The following is a 19,405-nucleotide window of genomic DNA, read 5'->3' as shown; positions in this document are numbered from 1 at the left end:
GCAGGCACTTAAGGCCATCATCAGGTAAAGCAAAGGAGTAGTAATGAATATTAGGCCGATTATTGATAAAGATATTGATACGATACTGGCATTGAATGAACAATTTGTAAGAGTACTAAGCCCGTTGGATAAGCGCCGTTTATTGAAATTAATAGATATGGCTGCATTAGCTGTCGTGATTGAAAAAGGCAGTGATATCGCAGGTTTCTTATTAGTGTTTAACGCTAAAACGGATTATGACAGTGTTAATTACCAATGGTTTGATGGTCACTTTGAATCATTTTTATATATCGATAGAGTGGTCATTTCAGACCAGTTTCAAGGTCAAGGAATCGCATCAATGCTGTATCAGTTTGTAGTGAATTTTGCTGCAGAAAATGAGGTAGACAATATCGTTGCCGAAATTGATATTTTGCCACCGAATCAAGGTTCACTGTCATTTCACCAAAAGTGGGGATTTAAGCAAATAGAGCTGTTAAAGCACAATGAGCATAAAGTGGTGTCTTTACAGGTTCACAAGGTAAACAAGTCAGTCGATGCATAGTTGGGGTCATTGTCATTGAAATCTAAAGGCGCGATACAGCTCAGCCTGTCACAAGCCAGAAAGCTATTACTGCTCTCTCAAGGCTTGCCGACTAAAGCTTCTAAAGACAAGTCTAGTGCCCAGACTCTGTCGGTGATTGAACGGCTAGGTTACGTGCAAATTGATACGATTTCAGTGGTGCAGCGGGCTCATCATCATACACTTTGGAGCCGCAACCCCAATTACCAGCTTAACCACATAGACAGTTTAATTGCAGATAAAAGCGTATTTGAATATTGGTCTCACGCTGCGGCCTATTTACCCATGCAAGATTATCGTTTCAGTTTACCCAAAAAGGCCGCTCTTAAAGCTGGGCATCAACAACATTGGTTCAAAAAAGATCTGCAATTGATGGCTGATATTCAAAAGCGAATTGCAGACGAAGGGCCATTGATGGCGAAAGACTTTGTATCAAAAGGTCTAAAGAATAATGGCTGGGGCGCGAGCCCGACAAAACAGGCATTAGAGAATTTATACATGCAAGGCGACTTGATGATTTCTGAGCGTAGGAATTTTCATAAAGTGTATGAGTTAACTGAGCGTGTTCTACCTGCTGAAATAAATACCAGCGTACCTACCGCCCAAGAACATGGGCGATTTTTAGTGTTGAGGTTTTTAAGAGCACAGGGTTTTGGCACCTTGGCTGAAATCATTTATTTATTGAAGCATATCAAAGCACATGCCATTGCAGCGATAGATGAACTTCACCAGTTAGGTGAAATCGATAAGGTGATGATTAATGGCTGTGAGTATTATGCCTGCCGTGATGTGCTTACGTTACTCGATAAAAGATTAAATAGGCGCCAAGTTAAAATATTATCTCCATTCGACAACTTGCTTATACAACGAAAGCGCGCCAATGCGATATTTAACTTTGATTATTTACTTGAGTGTTATGTTCCTGCTGCAAAGCGACAATTTGGCTATTTTTGTCTACCGATTTTATGGGGAGAAAAGCTGGTAGCGAGAGCAGACTGTAAAGCTAATAGAAAGACCTCAACTCTGAATATTGTGCAGCTCTATATCGAAGCCTCTGTAAAAGATAGCAGTGATTTCTTGGCTGCATTAGAGCCACAGTTATCGCAATTTGCCAGTTTTAATTACTGTAAAAACTATATTATTCAAAAGGTTAGGTTCCTCTCGCAATCCAACTTGTTAGTTTCACTCTATCATTAATGCTCACTTTGCATGTCCTAAGTTATTTCAAAGCTTAAAGGACTGTAAAGTTGCTAGGGCCTGTTGAACTTTTCTGGTTAAGTTTAGTTCGAAATAAAAGCGTTTTAATCGAGGCGGATGAGTTGATGCCTAGTCATCTAAGCACCTTTTATTCACAAAGWTGCATTCAACAAAGAGTAAAACGCTTTTAGTCGAACCCTTYGGGCAGCGTTTGTTGGTCATTTTTACTGYGTTATCGACTTTTTATGTAGAATAACTACACCACAAAGTCTCTGCCTTGTACAAATGACCAACAATTCGCTGCAAAAGCAACCTCGAAAGATCAACAGGCCCTAATACTTTTTGATTCAATAAATTGTTAATTAAAGTGATTAATTAATAATCTTTTGCCACCAAGAGAGCTCTTCACCACAATTATCAATCGGCTGATAGCTATCAATTCTTGCAGGTATTGCGACCACATTATCGCAATCAGACTGTTTGGCGACACCGGTTGTTCGATCAAAATAACCTTGGGTAATACCATCAGCTGGTGTCATGCGTAAACCTAACGGAGGACGTTGCTTCAAGAAAGCTTGATAAACTGCCATCGCGCCACTTGAACCATATAAACCCGTTTTAGAGTTATCGTCTTGACCCACCCAAATCGCAGCCACATTACGTTCATCAAAGCCTGCAAACCAGGAGTCACGACTATCGTTACTGGTTCCTGTTTTACCGGCTAAGTCGACATTTGGAAATGCTTGTCCAAGTCGTTTAGCTGTGCCGTTTTTAACCACTTGGTTCATTGCGTACTGGACTAAGTAATCAGTCGCAGGCTCCATGCCTTGTGTGGCTCTTTCACGGCTTACTTTTAGTGGCTGATTATTGGTATCTAACACAGCAGTAATTGAAGTCAGCGGTCGATAACGGCCATTATTCGCAATGGTTTGATAAGCTTGAGCAACCATATACGGTGAGCCATTGATGGCCCCTAATAACATTGAAGGGTAACGCGGGATTGCTTCACTCCACCCTGCACTTGTCATGGTTTTAGCCACATTATCTACCCCAACTTCAATCCCCACATTCACGGTCGGTACATTCATTGAGTTTTTAAAGGCGGTCAATAATGGTACTTCGTCTCTAAAGACTCTATCCACATTTTGCGGTGACCAAGTTTTACCCTGGCCATTTTGTAATGTTATTGGTTTATCAGCCACAGGTGATGCCAAGTTGTATTTACTGCCTTGTTGCAGTGCTGTGGCGTACACGAATGGCTTCACCAAAGATCCGATCGGACGGCGAATTTCTACCGCACGATTAAAGCCGTCAAAGCTTGGCACTCTGTCACCCACCATTGCGGCAATACCGTCGGTATACTTATCGGTAACCACCATGCCGACTTGAACATTTTTGGTGCGCTCATCTAATGACTTCATCGTCGACACTACCGCTTTTTCTGCAGCATCTTGCGCCATAGGATCTAGCGTGGTGTATACCTTCACGCCAGATTGTTGCAATAAACTGTCACCATAACGACGACGTAATTCATTTTTAACTACTGCAAAGAAAGCTGGCAGCTTTTGGTGTACTGATTTATTAAAGTCGCGTAAGCCAATCGGTGATTCAACTGCAGCTTTATATTGCTCAACCGTTAGCTTGTCGTCTTCCATCAATAAACGTAGCACCAAATCTCGACGGTTTTGAGCTCGCTCAGGAGATCGCCAAGGATTGTAATAAGAAGGCCCTTTAATGGCTGCGATCAAAAATGCTTGTTGCGATACGGTTAGCTCGGCAATTGGACGACCAAAATAGAACTGTGATGCCAGCCCCATACCATGGACACCTCGAGACTTATCTTGACCCATATAAACTTCATTTAAATAAGCTTCAAGAATTTCATCTTTGCTGTAACGAAAGTCGATGATAATCGCCATTAAGGCTTCACGGATCTTACGAACAATCGATCGTTCACTGGTTAAAAAGAAGTTTTTAGCGAGTTGCTGAGTCAAAGTCGAGCCACCTTGAACAGTGCGCCCCGCAGTAATATTAACGATCGCCGCACGGGCAATTGCAAAAGGGTTCACCCCATGGTGCTCGTAGAAGCTACGATCTTCGACCAAAATGAGTGCATCAACAATCGCTTGAGGCATTTCTTCGGTTGGGACAAATAACCGATCTTCGCCACCAGACGCTAAGATACGATCTAACAATACTGGCTCTAAATGAAACACTGCCATTTGACGTTTATCAGACATTCTTTGTACTGATGACACACCTTGACTGTCGAAGGTAATCATCACTCTTTGAGCTGTTTGATCGCCTTCTGGGTGTAAAAATGGTCGACGCCATAATTCGATTTTAGTGCTTGAAGCAGAAAACTCACCCACTTGTCTTGGGTTAGCGACTTTTCGATAGCCAAGCAACTTAAGCTCTGCCATCAATTGCGGATGGTTAATGGCAGCTCCTGGGTAAATAGCCATTGAACGGCTGAATACTTGTGCAGGTAAATGCCATTTTTGCCCTTCAAATTTACGCGCAATGATTTGATCGAGGTAAATGCCGTAAGAACACACCACCACCAAACCGATTAGGCCAATTTTCCAAGTGAATGACCATAGCTTTTTCCACTTTGAAGGCGCCTTGGTTTTACCACTAACACGTCTAACACCTGGCTTTTTAGCTGTCGTTTTATTAGCGGGTGCTTTTTTGGCAGGCGTTTTTTTTGTGGTTGCTTTTTTAGCTGGCGCTTTTCTCTCAGCAGCCCCTTTTACAGGCGCATTTTTACTTGGCGCAGCTTTTTTCATACTGTCTGTCATCATTCAAATCAATTCTTTATTGAACCCCAATGCTATTTAAGCCCTGGGGTTTTCTTTTTAGTAAATTTGGTTGCTGTAGTGTTAGCTGGGTCATCAGGCCATAAATGACGTGGATAGCGGCCACGCATTTCTTTTTTAACTTCAACATATGGCCCTTGCCAAAAGCTGGCTAAATCTGCAGTCACCGCTATCGGGCGCTGCGCCGGAGATAATAGCTCCATTGTGACCACAAGCTTACCATTAAGTAATAATGGGCTTTGTGATAAACCTAAAGCCTCTTGTAGTCGAACGCTTAATAATGCTCGGCCTTGAATATCGGGTGCCAAGCTTTGAATATCGGAAGATAAGTCACCGTTATTGCTTTTGTTATTGGCACCTTTATCGGTATCGCTATCAACCACTTCATCAAGTTTATACGTGATGGGTGCAGACGTTCCCGTCGACATTTTCCAATGTGTTGGTAACAACTCATTTAGCGTTTGTTGTTGTGACCAAGTTAATAAGTTCTTTATGTGACTTAATATATCCATTTTCTGCAGTTTAGCAATCGAATTAACCTCAGTTAAATAAGGTGCTAACCATTGTGATAGCGTGGCTAATAAATGCGCTGAATCGATGACAGGCCAATCATGTTCAGGTGCATAGACTTGCGCTAATTTCACCCGATATTGTAACTGATAAAAACGTTCGTCTAGGTTAAGAATACTTAACCCTTTTTGCTGAATGTGATGTATTAATGCTTGAACAATCAAAGCTGAGTCGACATTGGTTTCCAGTGTTTTACTTACCACAATGTCACCAATTTTTTGCTGTTTTTCAGCAAAAAATCGTCCCTTAACTTCATCCCACTCACAAACTTTATGCTCGGAAATTAAAAAATCTAAATCATGACTGATATGGTCTGGATTAATCGGTGCTGCTAAATAAACCCTACCAGCATTTCGCCCTTGGGATTCTTGAAAATCGGCTACAACCAGCCAATCATGGGTCGACATGTTATCTTCAATATCTATGGTTACACCTGTACCATTGCTGAGCTGAAATCCATGCTTGCCACGCGCTTTGGCAATCCGGTCAGGGAATGCCAAAGCTAATAAACTACTAATATCTCGACTTGCGGCGTCCCGAGCAATGTGTTTTACATCACCCGTGACTGATAGGATTTTTTGCCACTTTCTCACCTGACTTGCCATTAACCCTTGCGTTGACAATGCAATATATTGGCTAATATCCGCACCTTTTTTAGGTAAGCCTCTCGCTTCTGATACCGCAGCCAACATACAAGCTAATGTGACTAAATCTGTTTGCTTCTGAGCTGTTGCCATTACCTTTGACTGCAATAACATATGCGCTAAGCGTGGATGACATCCAAGCTCATAGGCCGCTTTTCCTTGCTGTGTGATTTTGTGCAGGTCATCGACAAGAGCTAGTTTTGCGAGTAATTGCCAAGCGACTCGTTGATGTATTGCAGGTGGCGCGGTTAATAGCGGTAAGCTTTCGATGTCAGTGACTCCCCAATAAGCACAATCCAGTGCCATCGAGGTGAGCTCACTCAAACTGATTTCAGCTTCTTCGGTTTTAGCTAAACGACTTTGTTCTTCTTGCCCCCAAAGACGCACGCAGCAACCTGGAGCTAAACGCCCTGCTCGACCTGCACGCTGAATAGATGATGCTTGGCTTATGCGCTTGAGGGATAAACGGCTCACTCCTGTACGTGGATTAAAACTGGCTTCACGCTTATATCCGCTATCTACCACGATAGTGATGCCATCAATGGTTAAACTAGATTCTGCCACATTGGTTGCAATAACGATTTTACGTTTCCCTGCTGGCGCAGCGGCTATCGCTTTATCTTGCTCTGCTGGGGTTAAATCGCCATAAAGGGGGCATAGAATAAACGCTTGAATATCGAGTTTTTGACTAAGAAGTCGCTGAAGTTTATTAATTTCGCCTTTGCCAGGCAAAAAGGTTAATACTGACCCTTGTTGATATTGAGCTGGCACAATGGATGAGTCGGCTTTGACACAATCAGCGATGACATTGGCTAAGTACTCTAACCATGGTTGCTGTCCTTGTACTGGTTGATAAACCTTTTCAACATCAAAACTTCTTCCCTCGCTAACAAGCACAGCAGCATCAGGCATCAACTCTTGTAATGGCAATCCAGATAAGGTCGCTGACATGGCTATCAGCTTTAAATCATCGCGCAGCGATTCTTGCACCTCTAGCGCAAGGGCTAAGCCTAAATCTGTGGGGAGGTGACGCTCATGAATTTCATCAAAAATGATCACTTCAATTCCTGTGAGTTCAGGATCTTGTTGGATCATTCTGGTGAGAATACCTTCAGTGACAATTTCTAATCGTGTATTAGCACTAATCTTTGTTTCACCACGAACTCGATAGCCCACACTCTCACCCACTTTTTCACCCAGTGAGTGAGCAATAAAATGCGCGACACTGCGAGCAGCAACGCGCCGCGGTTCTAACATGAGAATTTTGCCTTCGACTTGCGGCCATTGCAGCATCGCCATAGGTAATGCTGTTGATTTACCCGCACCTGTCGGCGCTTCAAGAATGATTTGGCAATGTTCTGACAATGCTCGCTGTAACGGAGCAAACAAGGCTTGGATCGGTAGTGAACTCAAAAGGATAACTTTAACAACGAATGATACCGGTCAGTTTACGCATATTCGGATCTTGATGCCATCTCATCTGCTAACTCACCGGCCATCTAATGGAACATCTAATCAAGCTGCTCATCAATCTGTTAATCAACTCACTTTATCGACGGTCTCATCGATAAAGACTAGTAGGTTAATGTATTACCCATGGGGTGCGCACTCCCGAGGATAGTTCAACTAAGCGAGTAGGTTTGCCAATGGCGTAACCCTGAGCATAATCAACACCTAAGTCTTGCAGTAATCGGCCAATAGCTTCACTTTCAACAAACTCACCGATGACCTCAAAATCCATGTCTTTACCTAGTTGGCAAATAGCTGACACAATGGCTTTGTCACTGCGATCGTCACACACATTGACCACGAACTGGCCATCAATCTTAACGTAATCAACATCAAGACATTTAAGATAAGCAAAGCTTGAAAAGCCTGAGCCAAAATCATCTAATGCGAGCTTACAACCTAGTGGCTGAAGCAGATCAATCAGTGCGGTTGCTTGCTCAAGTTGACTCACAGCTGCAGTTTCAGTGATTTCAAAACACAGTTTGGATACTAGGTCAGGCTCGACCATCAAACGCATTTCAAGCCAGCTCATAAATTTACTATCGGATAAGGACAGTGCTGATAGATTCACCGACACCATAGATAGCTGCTCCCATATATCCATGTGGCGGGCCCCCCACTTCAATAAATTATCAATCACCCAACGATCGATACGCGAAGCGAGGTTATAACGTTCAGCAGCAGGCAGAAACACTCCAGGCGATACATAGCGGCCATCTTCTTGCACCATTCGCAACAAGATTTCCATATGAATACCAGATTCATCGGATGATAATGGTTCGATAAGTTGAAAAAACAACTCAAACTGGTTTAGAGCCAATGCAGAAATAATATCCACAGAAGCGAGCATTTGATTATACAGCTGGTGCATTTGCGGATCGTTTTTACAATAGAAATGCCAACGATTTCGGCCATCTTCTTTAGCGATACGACAAGCCGCATCAGCTTGGCTCATCACGCTATAAATATCTGTACTACGAGCATCAAGCTCTGACAGACCCATACTGATACTGACATTATGGGTGATTTCACCCCAGATAAATTCATGCTCAGATAGTTGCTGGCAAATTCGGTTAGCCACTTGTTCTGCCGACTCTTTATCCGCATAAAACATCAAAATACCAAACTCATCTCCTCCAAGCCTTGCAACAATATCGCCTGTGCGTAACAGCAAAGTTAAGCGTTTAGACACTTGGCAGAGCAATTCATCACCCGCTTTGTGGCCGCTAACATCGTTAATCACTTGAAACTGATCTAAATCGAGAAATGCGACACAGGCAGGTAAGCGATCTTTTTCATCAATGGCTTCTTCTAGCATGGCTTCAAACTGAACCCGATTAGGTAAGCCTGTTAAGGGATCGTAATTAGACTGAAAAGACAATTCATCAGCGAGACGATAACGCTCAGAAATATCTTCCACCATCATTAATAGATGATTTTCAATATCAAGTGCACGGCAAAAACTCATTTTGTACCAATGCTTTGCTCCGGCAATGATCAAAGGAATTTCACACCATGATTGATGTAGCGCACCTTCTCTTACAATATGCAGGCAATCTTCAAGAAGTAGGTGATCATCTGTGTTAATCACCGAAAATAGACTTTCATTTAAACGTAGCGGTAGATTATGGCTGGCAACTTGGTTTTGCTTGCTGACATTGTCATCGACATCGATTAACGCACAAGCCACTGGAAGCTGTTGAAATAATTCTAAATACTGAATTTCTTTATTATTTAATAACTCTGATACTCGAGTGAGTTCAGCATAAGAACATAACTTCAACGAACTTTCATTACCTTTATAAAACACTCCAGATTTCTCATTATCCTCACTAATCATGCCGCTAGTTTGATGAAGATAAGGCATTAAACATAAGCGGCTGCTGCCTATGATAACGCAGTGATTAATTTGTAATTGAAGTGGCGTCGATAACGTACTACAAAATTGGGATAGTTCATTGGTAAACAATTCAGAGAAAGGGGAATCTTCATGATTTTCCGACTCTGCAGAAGAAAGATTGCAAGGGAAAAAACCTGAATCTTGATTAAGTAATAATTGCTCACAAAGAACAGGAAATGACACTAATGATAAGCCGAGCATTTCTGCACTCTGGCTATTCGATTCAAACACCTTTACCGCATTAGCTTGAATAACATAACCACTGGTAATGTGCTCAGAAACTTGAGATAAGATGGCAATGACACCGTCACAGCCAAGCTGTTGGAGTAATACGTCAACTTCCGCAGTGACTTGCTCAGATGATAGCAAGCAATTTAACTCAGAAGACTGTTGACTGACCCATATCGATTCCAATTCGCTATCAATCATTAAGTAACTCTTTATGTAATTGCAATTTAATTCTCTTATTTACGCGCTTTATTCTAATATTACTGTGATGAACCTTTTTCCATAAAGTTGACCACAATTTTAGCTCATGTAAGTAATATTAGATTAAAAACGACAACTTACTTGATTATATTTAATTAAAGTCTGCTGCTCTTTAGTGGCAAAGCTTGTTCAAAATAAAGCGTTTTAGTCGAACCTTTCAGGCAGGCTTTGTTGCCCCTATAACCACGTTATTGGCTTTTTGTATAGCATAACGACATCACAAAGCCTCTGCCTTGTATAAGAGAACAACAATTCGCTGTAAAAACAACCGTGAAAGATCAACAGTCCCTATAGCAAGCGCTAAATTAACCTAGAAATTAACCCTGTGCGATACAATTCAATACAGAAGAATACATAAGGCAAATTAATGTCTAAAAATGATAACAAACGCACTTTTATCGGCTTTTCAGTACCAACTAATCATCTACAAGGATTAATTGATATACAGCAGCAGTTAACACCACAGCTTAATGCTGCTGCCACTGAAGTACATAGCACTAACTTACACATAACTGCTGCTTTTTTAGGACAGACCAGTAAAGCTGACATCCAAGAAATTGATGACGCAATATCGTTAATGTCTTTAAATTGCTTTACTCAAGCGCTCGAAAGTATTGCATATTGGCCAAAGGCAAAAATACTGTGTATCGAAGGGGCAGCCTCAATTGAGTTGAGCAATATTGTTGAGCAACTCACGCAGTTAACTAAGCAGCTAAAGCTGCATCAAAGCCAACATGATTATCGGCCCCATGTCAGTTTATTTCGTCATGTGAAAATACCATCTTCAACTCAAACATTAATGAATGAGCTAACGATTAAAACTTCAGAGATGATAAAACTAACGCCTATTAGCTTCGAAATCACTGAGCTAACTTTGTTTGAATCAAAATCAACCCCTATGGGAGTTAAGTATTTAGCGCTTAAAAGCTGGCCACTGAAATGATAATTGTAAACTGCAAATCGGAAAATCAAACACAAAAAAGCCGCATATAGCGGCTTTGTGGATTGATATCGATTGCGAACTAACCAATACGATAGCTCTAATTGCAGCTTATTTATTTAGCATCGCTGCAATAGTCAGTACACCATGACCTGTGGCTCCAGCACTCCATAAAGAGTTCGCAGATGAAGCATAAGCACCCGCTAAGTCCATATGCAACCAGTTAACATCTGGGCGAACAAAACGCCATAAGAAACCAGCAGCATTTGACGCGCCACCCGCTCCACCACCTTTCATCGCACGGCTATTTGCAGTGTCAGCAAAAGGAGATGGGCACATGTCTTTATGCCATGCATCTAACGGTAAAGGCCATACGTTTTCAGCAACAGTTGCCGCTTGCTGCTGAGCTAACTGCAAGGTCTCCATTTGTGGAGAGAAAATAGCATTATAGTTTGTCCCTACCGCCATTACCGCTGCGCCAGTTAGTGTGGCTGCATCAATAATAAGCTCTGCACCGGTATCAGAGGCCGCTTGCAAGCCATCAGCAAGTACTAAGCGGCCTTCAGCATCTGTGTTAACCACTTCAACGGTGACACCATTTTTATAGGTTAAAATGTCGCCCAACTTATATGCGTGGCCACTAATGAGGTTTTCTGCACAACATAAGAACAGTTTAACGCGCTTATTAAGACCAGATTTTATTGCTAAACCTAACGCTGCTGTTACTGTTGCAGCACCGCCCATATCACACTTCATATCAAGCATGCCTTCAGACGGCTTAATACTATAGCCACCTGAGTCGAACGTAATACCTTTACCGACTAATGCGGTTGATACTTCAGCATCATCATTGAGAGGATTAAAGTCGAGCACTAGCATTGCAGGCGGACGCTCGCTACCGCGACCCACAGCATGTAAACCAATCCATTGAGCTTCTAACAGCTCTTGGCCTTCAACGATTTCATAACTCACCTTGTCACCGCCAATGGCTTTTAACCACTTTGCAGCATGGTTTGCTAGAACAACCGGTGATAGCTCTTCAGGTGTTTCATTGACTAGCATGCGAGCAAAGCTTGCCGCTTCAAAACGATGAGTCAGTGTATTTTGGGTATCATTGTCACCACACCAAAGCACTTCAAACTCATCTTTAGCTGTAGTGAAACCTTGTGAGAACGCCCATTGAGAATCAATACTCCAAAGTGCCCCATCTAATTGCACTTTATTCACCCCTTGGCTGCGAATTTTTCTTGCGGCCATTTGTACCTGACGTAATTCGTCAGTACCAGTTAAGTGAATGAATGCTTGGTTACCTTGATACGTAACATCAGCTTTACCCCAAAGGCTCTGTGGCGCTTCTTGTGTTAGGGTAACGGTCATTATTTCCATTATGATTTCCTTGTTGTTCTTGCAATGTAACTTTTGTTTCCAATGGGCTAAGTGTACTGTAATTCGATAATGAAACGTGACAAAAACCCATATAGTTATCAATAAAAATTGTAAACACTATTTTTACGGAGAAAATTTTTTCATGGACTTTACCCCAGCGCTACAACAGGGAACCTTGATTAAACGCTACAAACGTTTTTTGGCTGATGTCAGATTAGATGACGGAACAGAAATCACCATTCATTGTCCCAATACTGGTTCAATGAAAAACTGCTTATTCCCAGATGAAAAAGTCTGGTTCTCAACCTCTGATAATCCCAAAAGGAAATACCCAAATACTTGGGAAATAGCTCAAACTACGCAAGGACACCTTATTGGCATTAATACCGGTAGAGCTAATGCTCTCGCTGAAGAAGCCATTAATGCAGGGGTGATAACTGAGTTATCAGGCTATTCAAGTCTTAGGCGTGAAGTGAAATATGGCGATGAAAATAGTCGCATAGATATATTGCTCAGCGATGACAGCCGTCCATTGTGCTATGTCGAAATCAAAAGCTGTACATTATTAGAGCAAACAGTAGGCTATTTCCCCGATTCAGTCACAACAAGGGGTCAAAAGCATTTGCGCGAGCTTATGCATATGGTTAGTCTAGGTCATAGAGCAGTATTGCTATTTGTTGTTCAGCATACTGGTATCAATATCGTGCAAGCTGCAGAGCATATCGATCCGCAATATGCATTATTACTAAAACAAGCGGTAAGTAGCGGCGTAGAAGTTTTAGCTTATCGAGCTGAATTATCGGCTATCTCAAGTACCCTGACCCGTTCATGCAAAGTAATTGTTTAGGTCAAAAAAGAGTAAAATACTAAACAAATAATTTGCCACGCTATAGTGTTTCTGCTATAGATAGCGGCCATAAATTTTACGACGCACATAAATCGCTAATTATTACAGGAGATGCGTTATGCCTGAAGGCACCAAAAAACTCGGCGTACTCGCTATCGCAGGTGTAGAACCTTACCAGGAAAAAGCTGGTGAGGAGTATATGGGTGAAGAGCAACGTGGTCATTTTAAAATGATTTTAGAAGCTTGGCGTAACCAGTTACGTGAAGAAGTTGACCGCACGTTGAACCATATGCAAGACGAAGCTGCTAACTTCCCAGATCCAGTTGATCGCGCAGCTCAGGAAGAAGAATTTAGCTTAGAGTTACGTGCTCGTGATAGAGAACGTAAACTAATTAAAAAGATTGAAAAGACATTACAAAAAATTGAAGAAGACGATTTTGGCTTCTGTGATTCTTGTGGTGTTGAAATCGGTATCCGCCGTCTTGAAGCACGTCCAACAGCTGATCAATGTATCGACTGTAAGACACTTGCTGAAATTAAAGAAAAGCAAATGGCTGGCTAATTCAGCAACCACTGACAATCGGTTCACACATATTTTCCGATATTCAGTATATTGGGCGAGATTATTCTCGCCCTTTGTTTTTGTATTTTCCTATCGCTAAACTGACTTAAGCAAAAGGTATATCGGTGAACTCACCTCATTATATTGGTCGCTTTGCTCCATCACCTTCTGGCCCTCTACATTTTGGCTCACTCATTGCTGCACTCGGAAGCTATCTTCGCGCTAAACAACAAAATGGAAAATGGTTAGTTCGAATTGAAGATATTGACCCCCCTCGTGAAGTACCAGGCGCCAGCTCTGACATTTTAGCGACGCTCGAAGCCTATGGTTTATGTTGGGATGATCAAGAGCTATATCAAAGTCAGCGAACCGATATTTATCAGCAGCAAATTGATACTTTATTGAATCAAGATTTGGCCTATTACTGTCAGTGTACCCGTAAACAAATTGGACAAATGGGCGGCGTTTACGATAGTCGCTGCGGACAATTAACCACACCACTCACCCAAGGTGCTATTCGAATTAGAAATACCGCAAAGGTGAGTAAATTTGAAGATTTGTTGATGGGACAAGTGGCTGTAGAGACAGGCTTTGCAGGCGAAGATTTTATTATTAAACGCAGCGATGGCTTATATGCATATCAACTTGCTGTCGTTATCGATGATGCTTTTCAAGGCATCACTGAAATTGTGCGAGGCTGTGATTTGCTCGAAACCAGTTGCAGGCAATTAAGCATGAATAAAATTCTTGGTTTTACATCGCCTGACTGGCTGCATTTACCCCTTGCTTGCACGAAACCAGGCTTTAAATTATCTAAACAAAATTATGCTAATGCTATTGATGCCAAACGGCCACAAGCGAGTATAAATGCGGCCTTGGCGTTTTTAGGTCAAGCGCAAGTAGACCCAGATCATGTGGATATCATGCTAAAACAAGCTTGCGATCAATTTAGTATTGCAGATATTCCTCAAGTATCTGAGATTCTGATAGAGCAGTGATATACTCATTGGCTTACAATTGGTATATCATAGCCGCCAGATTTTTAATCATTTTAATTAACCATTAATCGTATCGTTCGAGGTGTATTATTTTTCGCCGTATTAGCCAATTCTGCAAACAGCTGTTTGAAGACAATAAATCCACTCCAGTCATTGAGCCAGAAGCTCTAGATGACGGACTGCGCCTGGACATTGTCACCAGAGATGCCCATACAATTTCTAGGCGTCAAATCAGCGAAAATGCACTAAAAGTTCTTTACCGACTCAGCAAGTCTGGCTACAAAGCCTACCTTGTTGGCGGTGGTGTTCGCGATATCCTATTAGGGATGGAACCTAAAGATTTCGATGTAGTAACGAATGCTACCCCAGAAGAAATCAAAAAATTATTCCGTAATAGCCGTCTTGTTGGCCGTAGATTTAGATTGGCTCACATTGTGTTTGGCCGCGACGTCATTGAAGTTGCGACCTTCCGTGGGCATCACGGTGAAACCGATGACAAGATCTCTAAATCAAATGCAGAAGGTCGCTTACTACGTGATAACGTATATGGCGAAATTGATGAAGATGCTGAACGTCGTGACTTTACGATTAATGCGCTTTATTACGATATCAGCGACTACTCAATACGCAGCTATGGCGGCGGTATTAGTGATTTAGATGCTAGAACCATTCGTTTGATTGGCGATCCTGAAACACGTTATCGTGAAGATCCAGTGCGTATGCTGCGCGCGGTTCGTTTTGCTACCAAACTGGATATGCAAATTGAGCAAAAAACAGCGGCGCCAATTAAATCATTAGCACCACTGCTTAAAGATATTCCAGCAGCAAGAATGTACGAAGAAGTGCTTAAGTTATTTTTTGCAGGCAAAGCCCAAGCAAACTATGAAATGATGCGTGATTTAGGTCTATTTCAACCACTATTTCCGCAAATTTCAGCACAAATTAAAGAGCAGCCAAACGGTTATACCGCTAAAATGCTCAATGCAGTGATGAGCAATACTGACTTGCGCGTAAGCCAAGACAAGCCTGTTACACCTGCATTTTTCTATGCAGCATTACTTTGGTACCCATTAAAGCAACGTGCTGACGATATTGCGCTTGAAAGTGGTTTAACCCATTACGATGCACATGTTGCAGCAATGGGCGATGTGATGGAGCAGCAATGCAGAACCATTAGTATCCCACGTCGTTTTAGCACACCAGCAAAAGATATTTGGCAGCTACAATTGCGTCTCGAACGCAGCCAAGGCACTCGAGCATTTAAATTGCTTGAGCATCCAAAATTCCGCGCAGCCTATGATTTATTGTTACTTCGCGGAGAAGCAGAAGCTGGCAATATTGGTAAAATTGCTGCTTGGTGGAAGTCATTTGTTGAAGCAGATGAACAGGAACGTTCTGAAATTGCTAAGAGCAGTAAAAAAGGCCCTAGTCGAAACCGTAACGCCCATCAGCGTAAACGTCGCCGTTCTAGTAAGCCAAAATCAGATGCTGGTGCAACAGGAGCAAAGTCAGCACCTAAATCTGATAAACAAGGCTAAACATGAACACCATGGTTTATGTGGCGTTAGGTGCAAACTTAAATGAACCAGTACAGCAAATTCAAGATGCTGTACTGGCTTTAAAAAGCCTGGCTTTAGACTCCATTATTACTGTGTCACCACTCTATCGTTCTGTCCCTATGGGCGATGTTGAACAACCTGATTATGTTAATGGTGTCGCAGGATTTAACACTGACCTTAGCCCAATAGCTTTGCTCGATGCACTGCAAGACATTGAAAATACCCAAGGCCGTGTTAGAGAAGTACGCTGGGGGCCTCGAACATTAGATCTAGATATCTTATTGTACGGGCAGCAAGTCATCGAGGAACCTCGATTAACAATTCCCCATTATGGAATGAAACAACGCAGCTTTGTGCTCATTCCACTTGCAGATATTAATCCGCATTTAATACTGCCATGTAATACCGAATTAAAAAGCTTAATTACCCGTGAAATGCGAGCTGAATTAATTCAAATTTAATCAGCTTTTGTGCAGTTTGCATCGCATATCCATTACTTGAATATGAATTGCTTCTAAGAGTTTATTATGTCAAAAGTCACTAGCTCAACCCTCATAAAATTCAAACAAGAAGGTAAGAAATTTACCGCGCTTACGGCCTACGATGCCAGCTTTGCAGGTGCATTTGATAGTGAAGGCGTCGATGTGTTACTTGTCGGTGATTCTTTAGGTATGGTGCTTCAAGGTCATAGTGATACCTTGCCTGTTACTGTTAATGATATTGCTTACCACACCGCCAGTGTTAGCAGAGGCTGTAAACGCGCACTGCTTATCGCCGATATGCCCTTCATGAGTTATGCCACTCCAGAACAAACCATGGCCAATGCTGCAACTCTTATGCAAGCAGGCGCAACAATGGTAAAACTTGAAGGTGGAGAGTGGTTACTTGATAGCGTGAAAATGCTAACAGAGCGCGGCATTCCAGTTTGTGCCCACCTTGGTCTCACCCCACAGTCAGTTCACGTTTTTGGTGGCTTTAAAGTCCAAGGTCGTGAAGAAGATAAAGCCCAACGTATGATTGATGATGCCTTAGCACTGCAAAATGCTGGCGCGCAATTACTGGTTGTTGAGTGTATTCCAAGCTCATTAGCTAAACGTATTTCTGAAGCGTTAACCATTCCGGTCATTGGTATTGGCGCTGGCCGAGACACCGATGGACAAATTCTTGTAATGCATGACGTATTAGGTATTTCTAGCGGTTATATTCCTAAGTTCTCTAAAAACTACCTACAGCAAACTGGCGAAATTCGCGCTGCAGTGAAAGCCTATATTGAAGAAGTCGCTGATGGTACTTTCCCAGCAGATGAGCATTCATTTAACTAAGCATTTATGCCAGTCATCCTCTAACTATTTAAGATAATGGTTAGAGGGTTAATCGTATTGTACAACCAGGTATTTATAGATGATTACCACAGCGAATATTGCTGAAATCAGAGCACAAGTGAAACAATGGCACATGCAAGGTGAGACAGTTGCATTCGTTCCAACCATGGGCAATTTACATAATGGCCATATCACTTTGGTTACAGAAGCCTTAAAACGGGCAAATCATGTTGTCGTGTCTATTTTTGTCAATCCAATGCAATTTGGCCAAAACGAAGATCTTGATGCCTACCCTAGAACCTTAACTGCCGATAGCGAAGCCTTAGTTAACGCAGGTGCAGAGTTACTATTCACACCAACACCAGACATTATTTATCCAAAAGGGTTAGAGCAACAAACCTTTGTTGAAGTCCCGCATATTGGAGATGAGTTTTGTGGTGCCAGCCGCCCTGGGCATTTTCGTGGTGTAGCCACAGTTGTTTGTAAGTTATTTAATATTGTTCAAGCAGATGTAGCAGTATTTGGCCGTAAAGATTACCAACAACTTATGGTAATCAAAGCCATGGCTGAAGATTTATCATTACCGATTGAAATTATTGGTATTGATACTATCAGGGAGTCATCGGGCCTTGCTATGAGTTCAAGAAATGGCTATTTAAGCCCTGAGCAGAAACAACAAGCCGCTGCGATTAAAAAATCTATGGATGAGCTTGCTAGCCAAGTTGCAGCAGGCAAAGATATTGAGCTAAGTGAGACCCAAGCGGCTAATCAATTAGTTGCCGCAGGCTTTAAAATGGATTATTTAGCCGTTAGAAATGCCACTAATTTAGCCCCAGTAACCAGCGAAGATAACAAGCTAGTGATCTTAGTCGCTGCATATTTAGGTAACACCCGCCTAATAGATAATCTCACCTTCACCCGCTAATCTATTCGCCACAAACTTTGTAAGACTTAGTATATTATCCACTAAGTCTTACAAATTTAACGCAAAGTTCTCAAGTGACAATAAAAAATCTACTGTCAAAAAACTGGTTTTATCGTTAAAATTAAGCCATAGTAAATAAGTATATTTAAACATTATAGTTACAAGCGACTATAATAGTTCACAACCAACTAGTGCCAATGGATATTGGGGAACTAGCGGTAACCATCTGATATGCCTTCAACACTGATGTTGAAGCGATATTAGATATACAAAAGGATCTGTGGCCGCATGCCAATTAGACTATCACTAACATTCATAATTGTATTTTTTATGGGGCCATCTTTCGCCTCAGCTAATACAATTTATAAATGTATGAAGGACAATAAGATTGCCTTCAGTCAAACTGTCTGTCCGAAAGAATTTCGTCAGCACAAAATTGAATATCAACTTGGGATAACCACTGAAGTTGATTCGGATAAGATTGTCTTAAAAGAAGATCCTCTAAAAGCCCTGCTGAAAAAACAAACTATTTCTAAAGAAAAGTTGATTCAATTGCTCGACAGTGAAGTGTATCGCCTCAAGCAAGAAAACAGCTATTTTGAGATCTTACGAGCCAGTGAGATACAAAAACTTGATCGTAATCGTTATTGGCATAAAAAAGAAAAAGACGATCCTGATTACGTAGAAGACTTAGGCGAAATCAATCATCGCTTCGATGAATTAATGAAGAACAATCGTCATGTGATTATTGTGTTGATTGAACACAAAAATAAAATTCTTGCGGAAAGCGCCAATGATGGCGCTATTGCAAAAGAAGAAGGCTAATTAGCTTTAAATAGCAATTAGTCCTTTAACCCATTGCTTCACTTACACTTTCTGTTTCAAGTTCAAGTTCAAGTTCAAGTTCAAGTTCAAGTTCAAGTTCAAAAGTATAAAGCATCTACATATCTTAATCAGGCTTAAATACCCCAATAACATTTCCACTGGCTTTCTCTGCAACTTTTGCTTCTGTTTGCTGCTCTCGATAATCACAATCAATACATTCAACGGTTTCAATCCCATTTTCTTTAAATAACTGAATGCTATCTTGCGCATGACATTTAGGGCATTTAGCCCCTGCTACAAAGCGTTTCTTAATTTTAGCCATAATCTTATTATTGTTCTTCTGCGTATTTG

At 41.6% G+C, this 19,405-nt stretch carries 16 protein-coding genes; 11 read left to right on the top strand and 5 right to left on the bottom strand.

Annotated elements, in window-relative coordinates; genetic code table 11:
- Positions 1-43 precede the first annotated feature (43 nt).
- Together FNZ24_RS00175 and FNZ24_RS00170 are read left to right on the top strand one after the other, a co-directional pair.
- On the top strand, positions 44-544 hold the full coding sequence (locus tag FNZ24_RS00175; protein ID WP_153912325.1) for a GNAT family N-acetyltransferase: 501 nt from the start codon (positions 44-46) through the stop codon (positions 542-544).
- Between the two features lie 15 nt (positions 545-559).
- Positions 560-1,759: a winged helix-turn-helix domain-containing protein gene (locus FNZ24_RS00170; protein ID WP_228768312.1), complete on the top strand. Its 1,200-nt coding sequence runs from the start codon at positions 560-562 to the stop codon at positions 1,757-1,759.
- A 371-nt stretch (positions 1,760-2,130) separates the two neighbouring features.
- On the opposite strand, the gene mrcB is transcribed toward FNZ24_RS00170, so the two are convergent.
- From mrcB to FNZ24_RS00155, 3 genes are all read right to left on the bottom strand, one after another.
- The gene (gene mrcB / locus FNZ24_RS00165) at positions 2,131-4,560 is read right to left on the bottom strand and encodes a penicillin-binding protein 1B (RefSeq protein ID WP_416384802.1); all 2,430 of its coding nucleotides are present in this window, start codon (positions 4,558-4,560) and stop codon (positions 2,131-2,133) included.
- 32 nt (positions 4,561-4,592) lie between these two features.
- The gene (hrpB, locus tag FNZ24_RS00160) at positions 4,593-7,205 is read right to left on the bottom strand and encodes an ATP-dependent helicase HrpB (protein WP_153912323.1); all 2,613 of its coding nucleotides are present in this window, start codon (positions 7,203-7,205) and stop codon (positions 4,593-4,595) included.
- A 169-nt stretch (positions 7,206-7,374) separates the two neighbouring features.
- The gene (locus tag FNZ24_RS00155; RefSeq protein ID WP_153912321.1) at positions 7,375-9,630 is read right to left on the bottom strand and encodes a putative bifunctional diguanylate cyclase/phosphodiesterase; all 2,256 of its coding nucleotides are present in this window, start codon (positions 9,628-9,630) and stop codon (positions 7,375-7,377) included.
- A 427-nt stretch (positions 9,631-10,057) separates the two neighbouring features.
- Between FNZ24_RS00155 and thpR the strand changes: the two genes are divergently transcribed.
- Positions 10,058-10,633 carry an RNA 2',3'-cyclic phosphodiesterase gene (thpR, locus tag FNZ24_RS00150; RefSeq protein WP_153912319.1) on the top strand — a complete coding sequence of 192 codons (576 nt, stop codon included), beginning with the start codon at positions 10,058-10,060 and terminating at the stop codon, positions 10,631-10,633.
- 108 nt (positions 10,634-10,741) lie between these two features.
- Here the strand turns inward: thpR and pepB are convergent, their stop codons facing one another.
- On the bottom strand, positions 10,742-12,016 hold the full coding sequence (pepB, locus tag FNZ24_RS00145) for an aminopeptidase PepB (protein ID WP_153912317.1): 1,275 nt from the start codon (positions 12,014-12,016) through the stop codon (positions 10,742-10,744).
- A gap of 142 nt (positions 12,017-12,158) precedes the next feature.
- On the opposite strand from pepB, the gene sfsA reads away from it, so the two are divergent.
- The 8 genes from sfsA to FNZ24_RS00105 all read left to right on the top strand — a co-directional run bounded on the left by sfsA (position 12,159) and on the right by FNZ24_RS00105 (position 19,054).
- Positions 12,159-12,863 (top strand): DNA/RNA nuclease SfsA, encoded by a 705-nt coding sequence (sfsA, locus tag FNZ24_RS00140; RefSeq protein WP_153912315.1) that lies wholly within the window; start codon positions 12,159-12,161, stop codon positions 12,861-12,863.
- 118 nt (positions 12,864-12,981) lie between these two features.
- A complete protein-coding gene (dksA, locus tag FNZ24_RS00135) occupies positions 12,982-13,425 on the top strand; it encodes an RNA polymerase-binding protein DksA (RefSeq protein ID WP_055024924.1) in 444 nt (147 codons plus the stop codon).
- Between the two features lie 125 nt (positions 13,426-13,550).
- Positions 13,551-14,423, top strand: coding sequence for a tRNA glutamyl-Q(34) synthetase GluQRS (gene gluQRS / locus FNZ24_RS00130; RefSeq protein WP_153912314.1), 873 nt, complete (start codon positions 13,551-13,553; stop codon positions 14,421-14,423).
- A gap of 179 nt (positions 14,424-14,602) precedes the next feature.
- On the top strand, positions 14,603-15,961 hold the full coding sequence (gene pcnB / locus FNZ24_RS00125; protein WP_228768319.1) for a polynucleotide adenylyltransferase PcnB: 1,359 nt from the start codon (positions 14,603-14,605) through the stop codon (positions 15,959-15,961).
- A 2-nt stretch (positions 15,962-15,963) separates the two neighbouring features.
- On the top strand, positions 15,964-16,443 hold the full coding sequence (gene folK, locus FNZ24_RS00120) for a 2-amino-4-hydroxy-6-hydroxymethyldihydropteridine diphosphokinase (protein ID WP_153912310.1): 480 nt from the start codon (positions 15,964-15,966) through the stop codon (positions 16,441-16,443).
- A 66-nt stretch (positions 16,444-16,509) separates the two neighbouring features.
- Positions 16,510-17,304, top strand: coding sequence for a 3-methyl-2-oxobutanoate hydroxymethyltransferase (panB, locus tag FNZ24_RS00115; protein ID WP_153912307.1), 795 nt, complete (start codon positions 16,510-16,512; stop codon positions 17,302-17,304).
- Between the two features lie 79 nt (positions 17,305-17,383).
- Positions 17,384-18,229, top strand: coding sequence for a pantoate--beta-alanine ligase (gene panC, locus FNZ24_RS00110; protein ID WP_153912305.1), 846 nt, complete (start codon positions 17,384-17,386; stop codon positions 18,227-18,229).
- Between the two features lie 288 nt (positions 18,230-18,517).
- Positions 18,518-19,054 carry a DUF4124 domain-containing protein gene (locus FNZ24_RS00105; RefSeq protein WP_416384800.1) on the top strand — a complete coding sequence of 179 codons (537 nt, stop codon included), beginning with the start codon at positions 18,518-18,520 and terminating at the stop codon, positions 19,052-19,054.
- A 124-nt stretch (positions 19,055-19,178) separates the two neighbouring features.
- Here FNZ24_RS00105 and FNZ24_RS00100 read toward each other — a convergent pair whose 3' ends face one another.
- Positions 19,179-19,376, bottom strand: coding sequence for a YheV family putative zinc ribbon protein (locus FNZ24_RS00100; RefSeq protein ID WP_194944957.1), 198 nt, complete (start codon positions 19,374-19,376; stop codon positions 19,179-19,181).
- Positions 19,377-19,405: the final 29 nt, after the last annotated feature.

Origin of the sequence: Shewanella sp. TC10, assembly GCF_009663145.1 — a bacterium.
In the GTDB taxonomy this organism is placed as follows: Bacteria; Pseudomonadota; Gammaproteobacteria; order Enterobacterales; family Shewanellaceae; genus Shewanella.
This window is presented reverse-complemented; position numbering and strand designations above follow the sequence as displayed.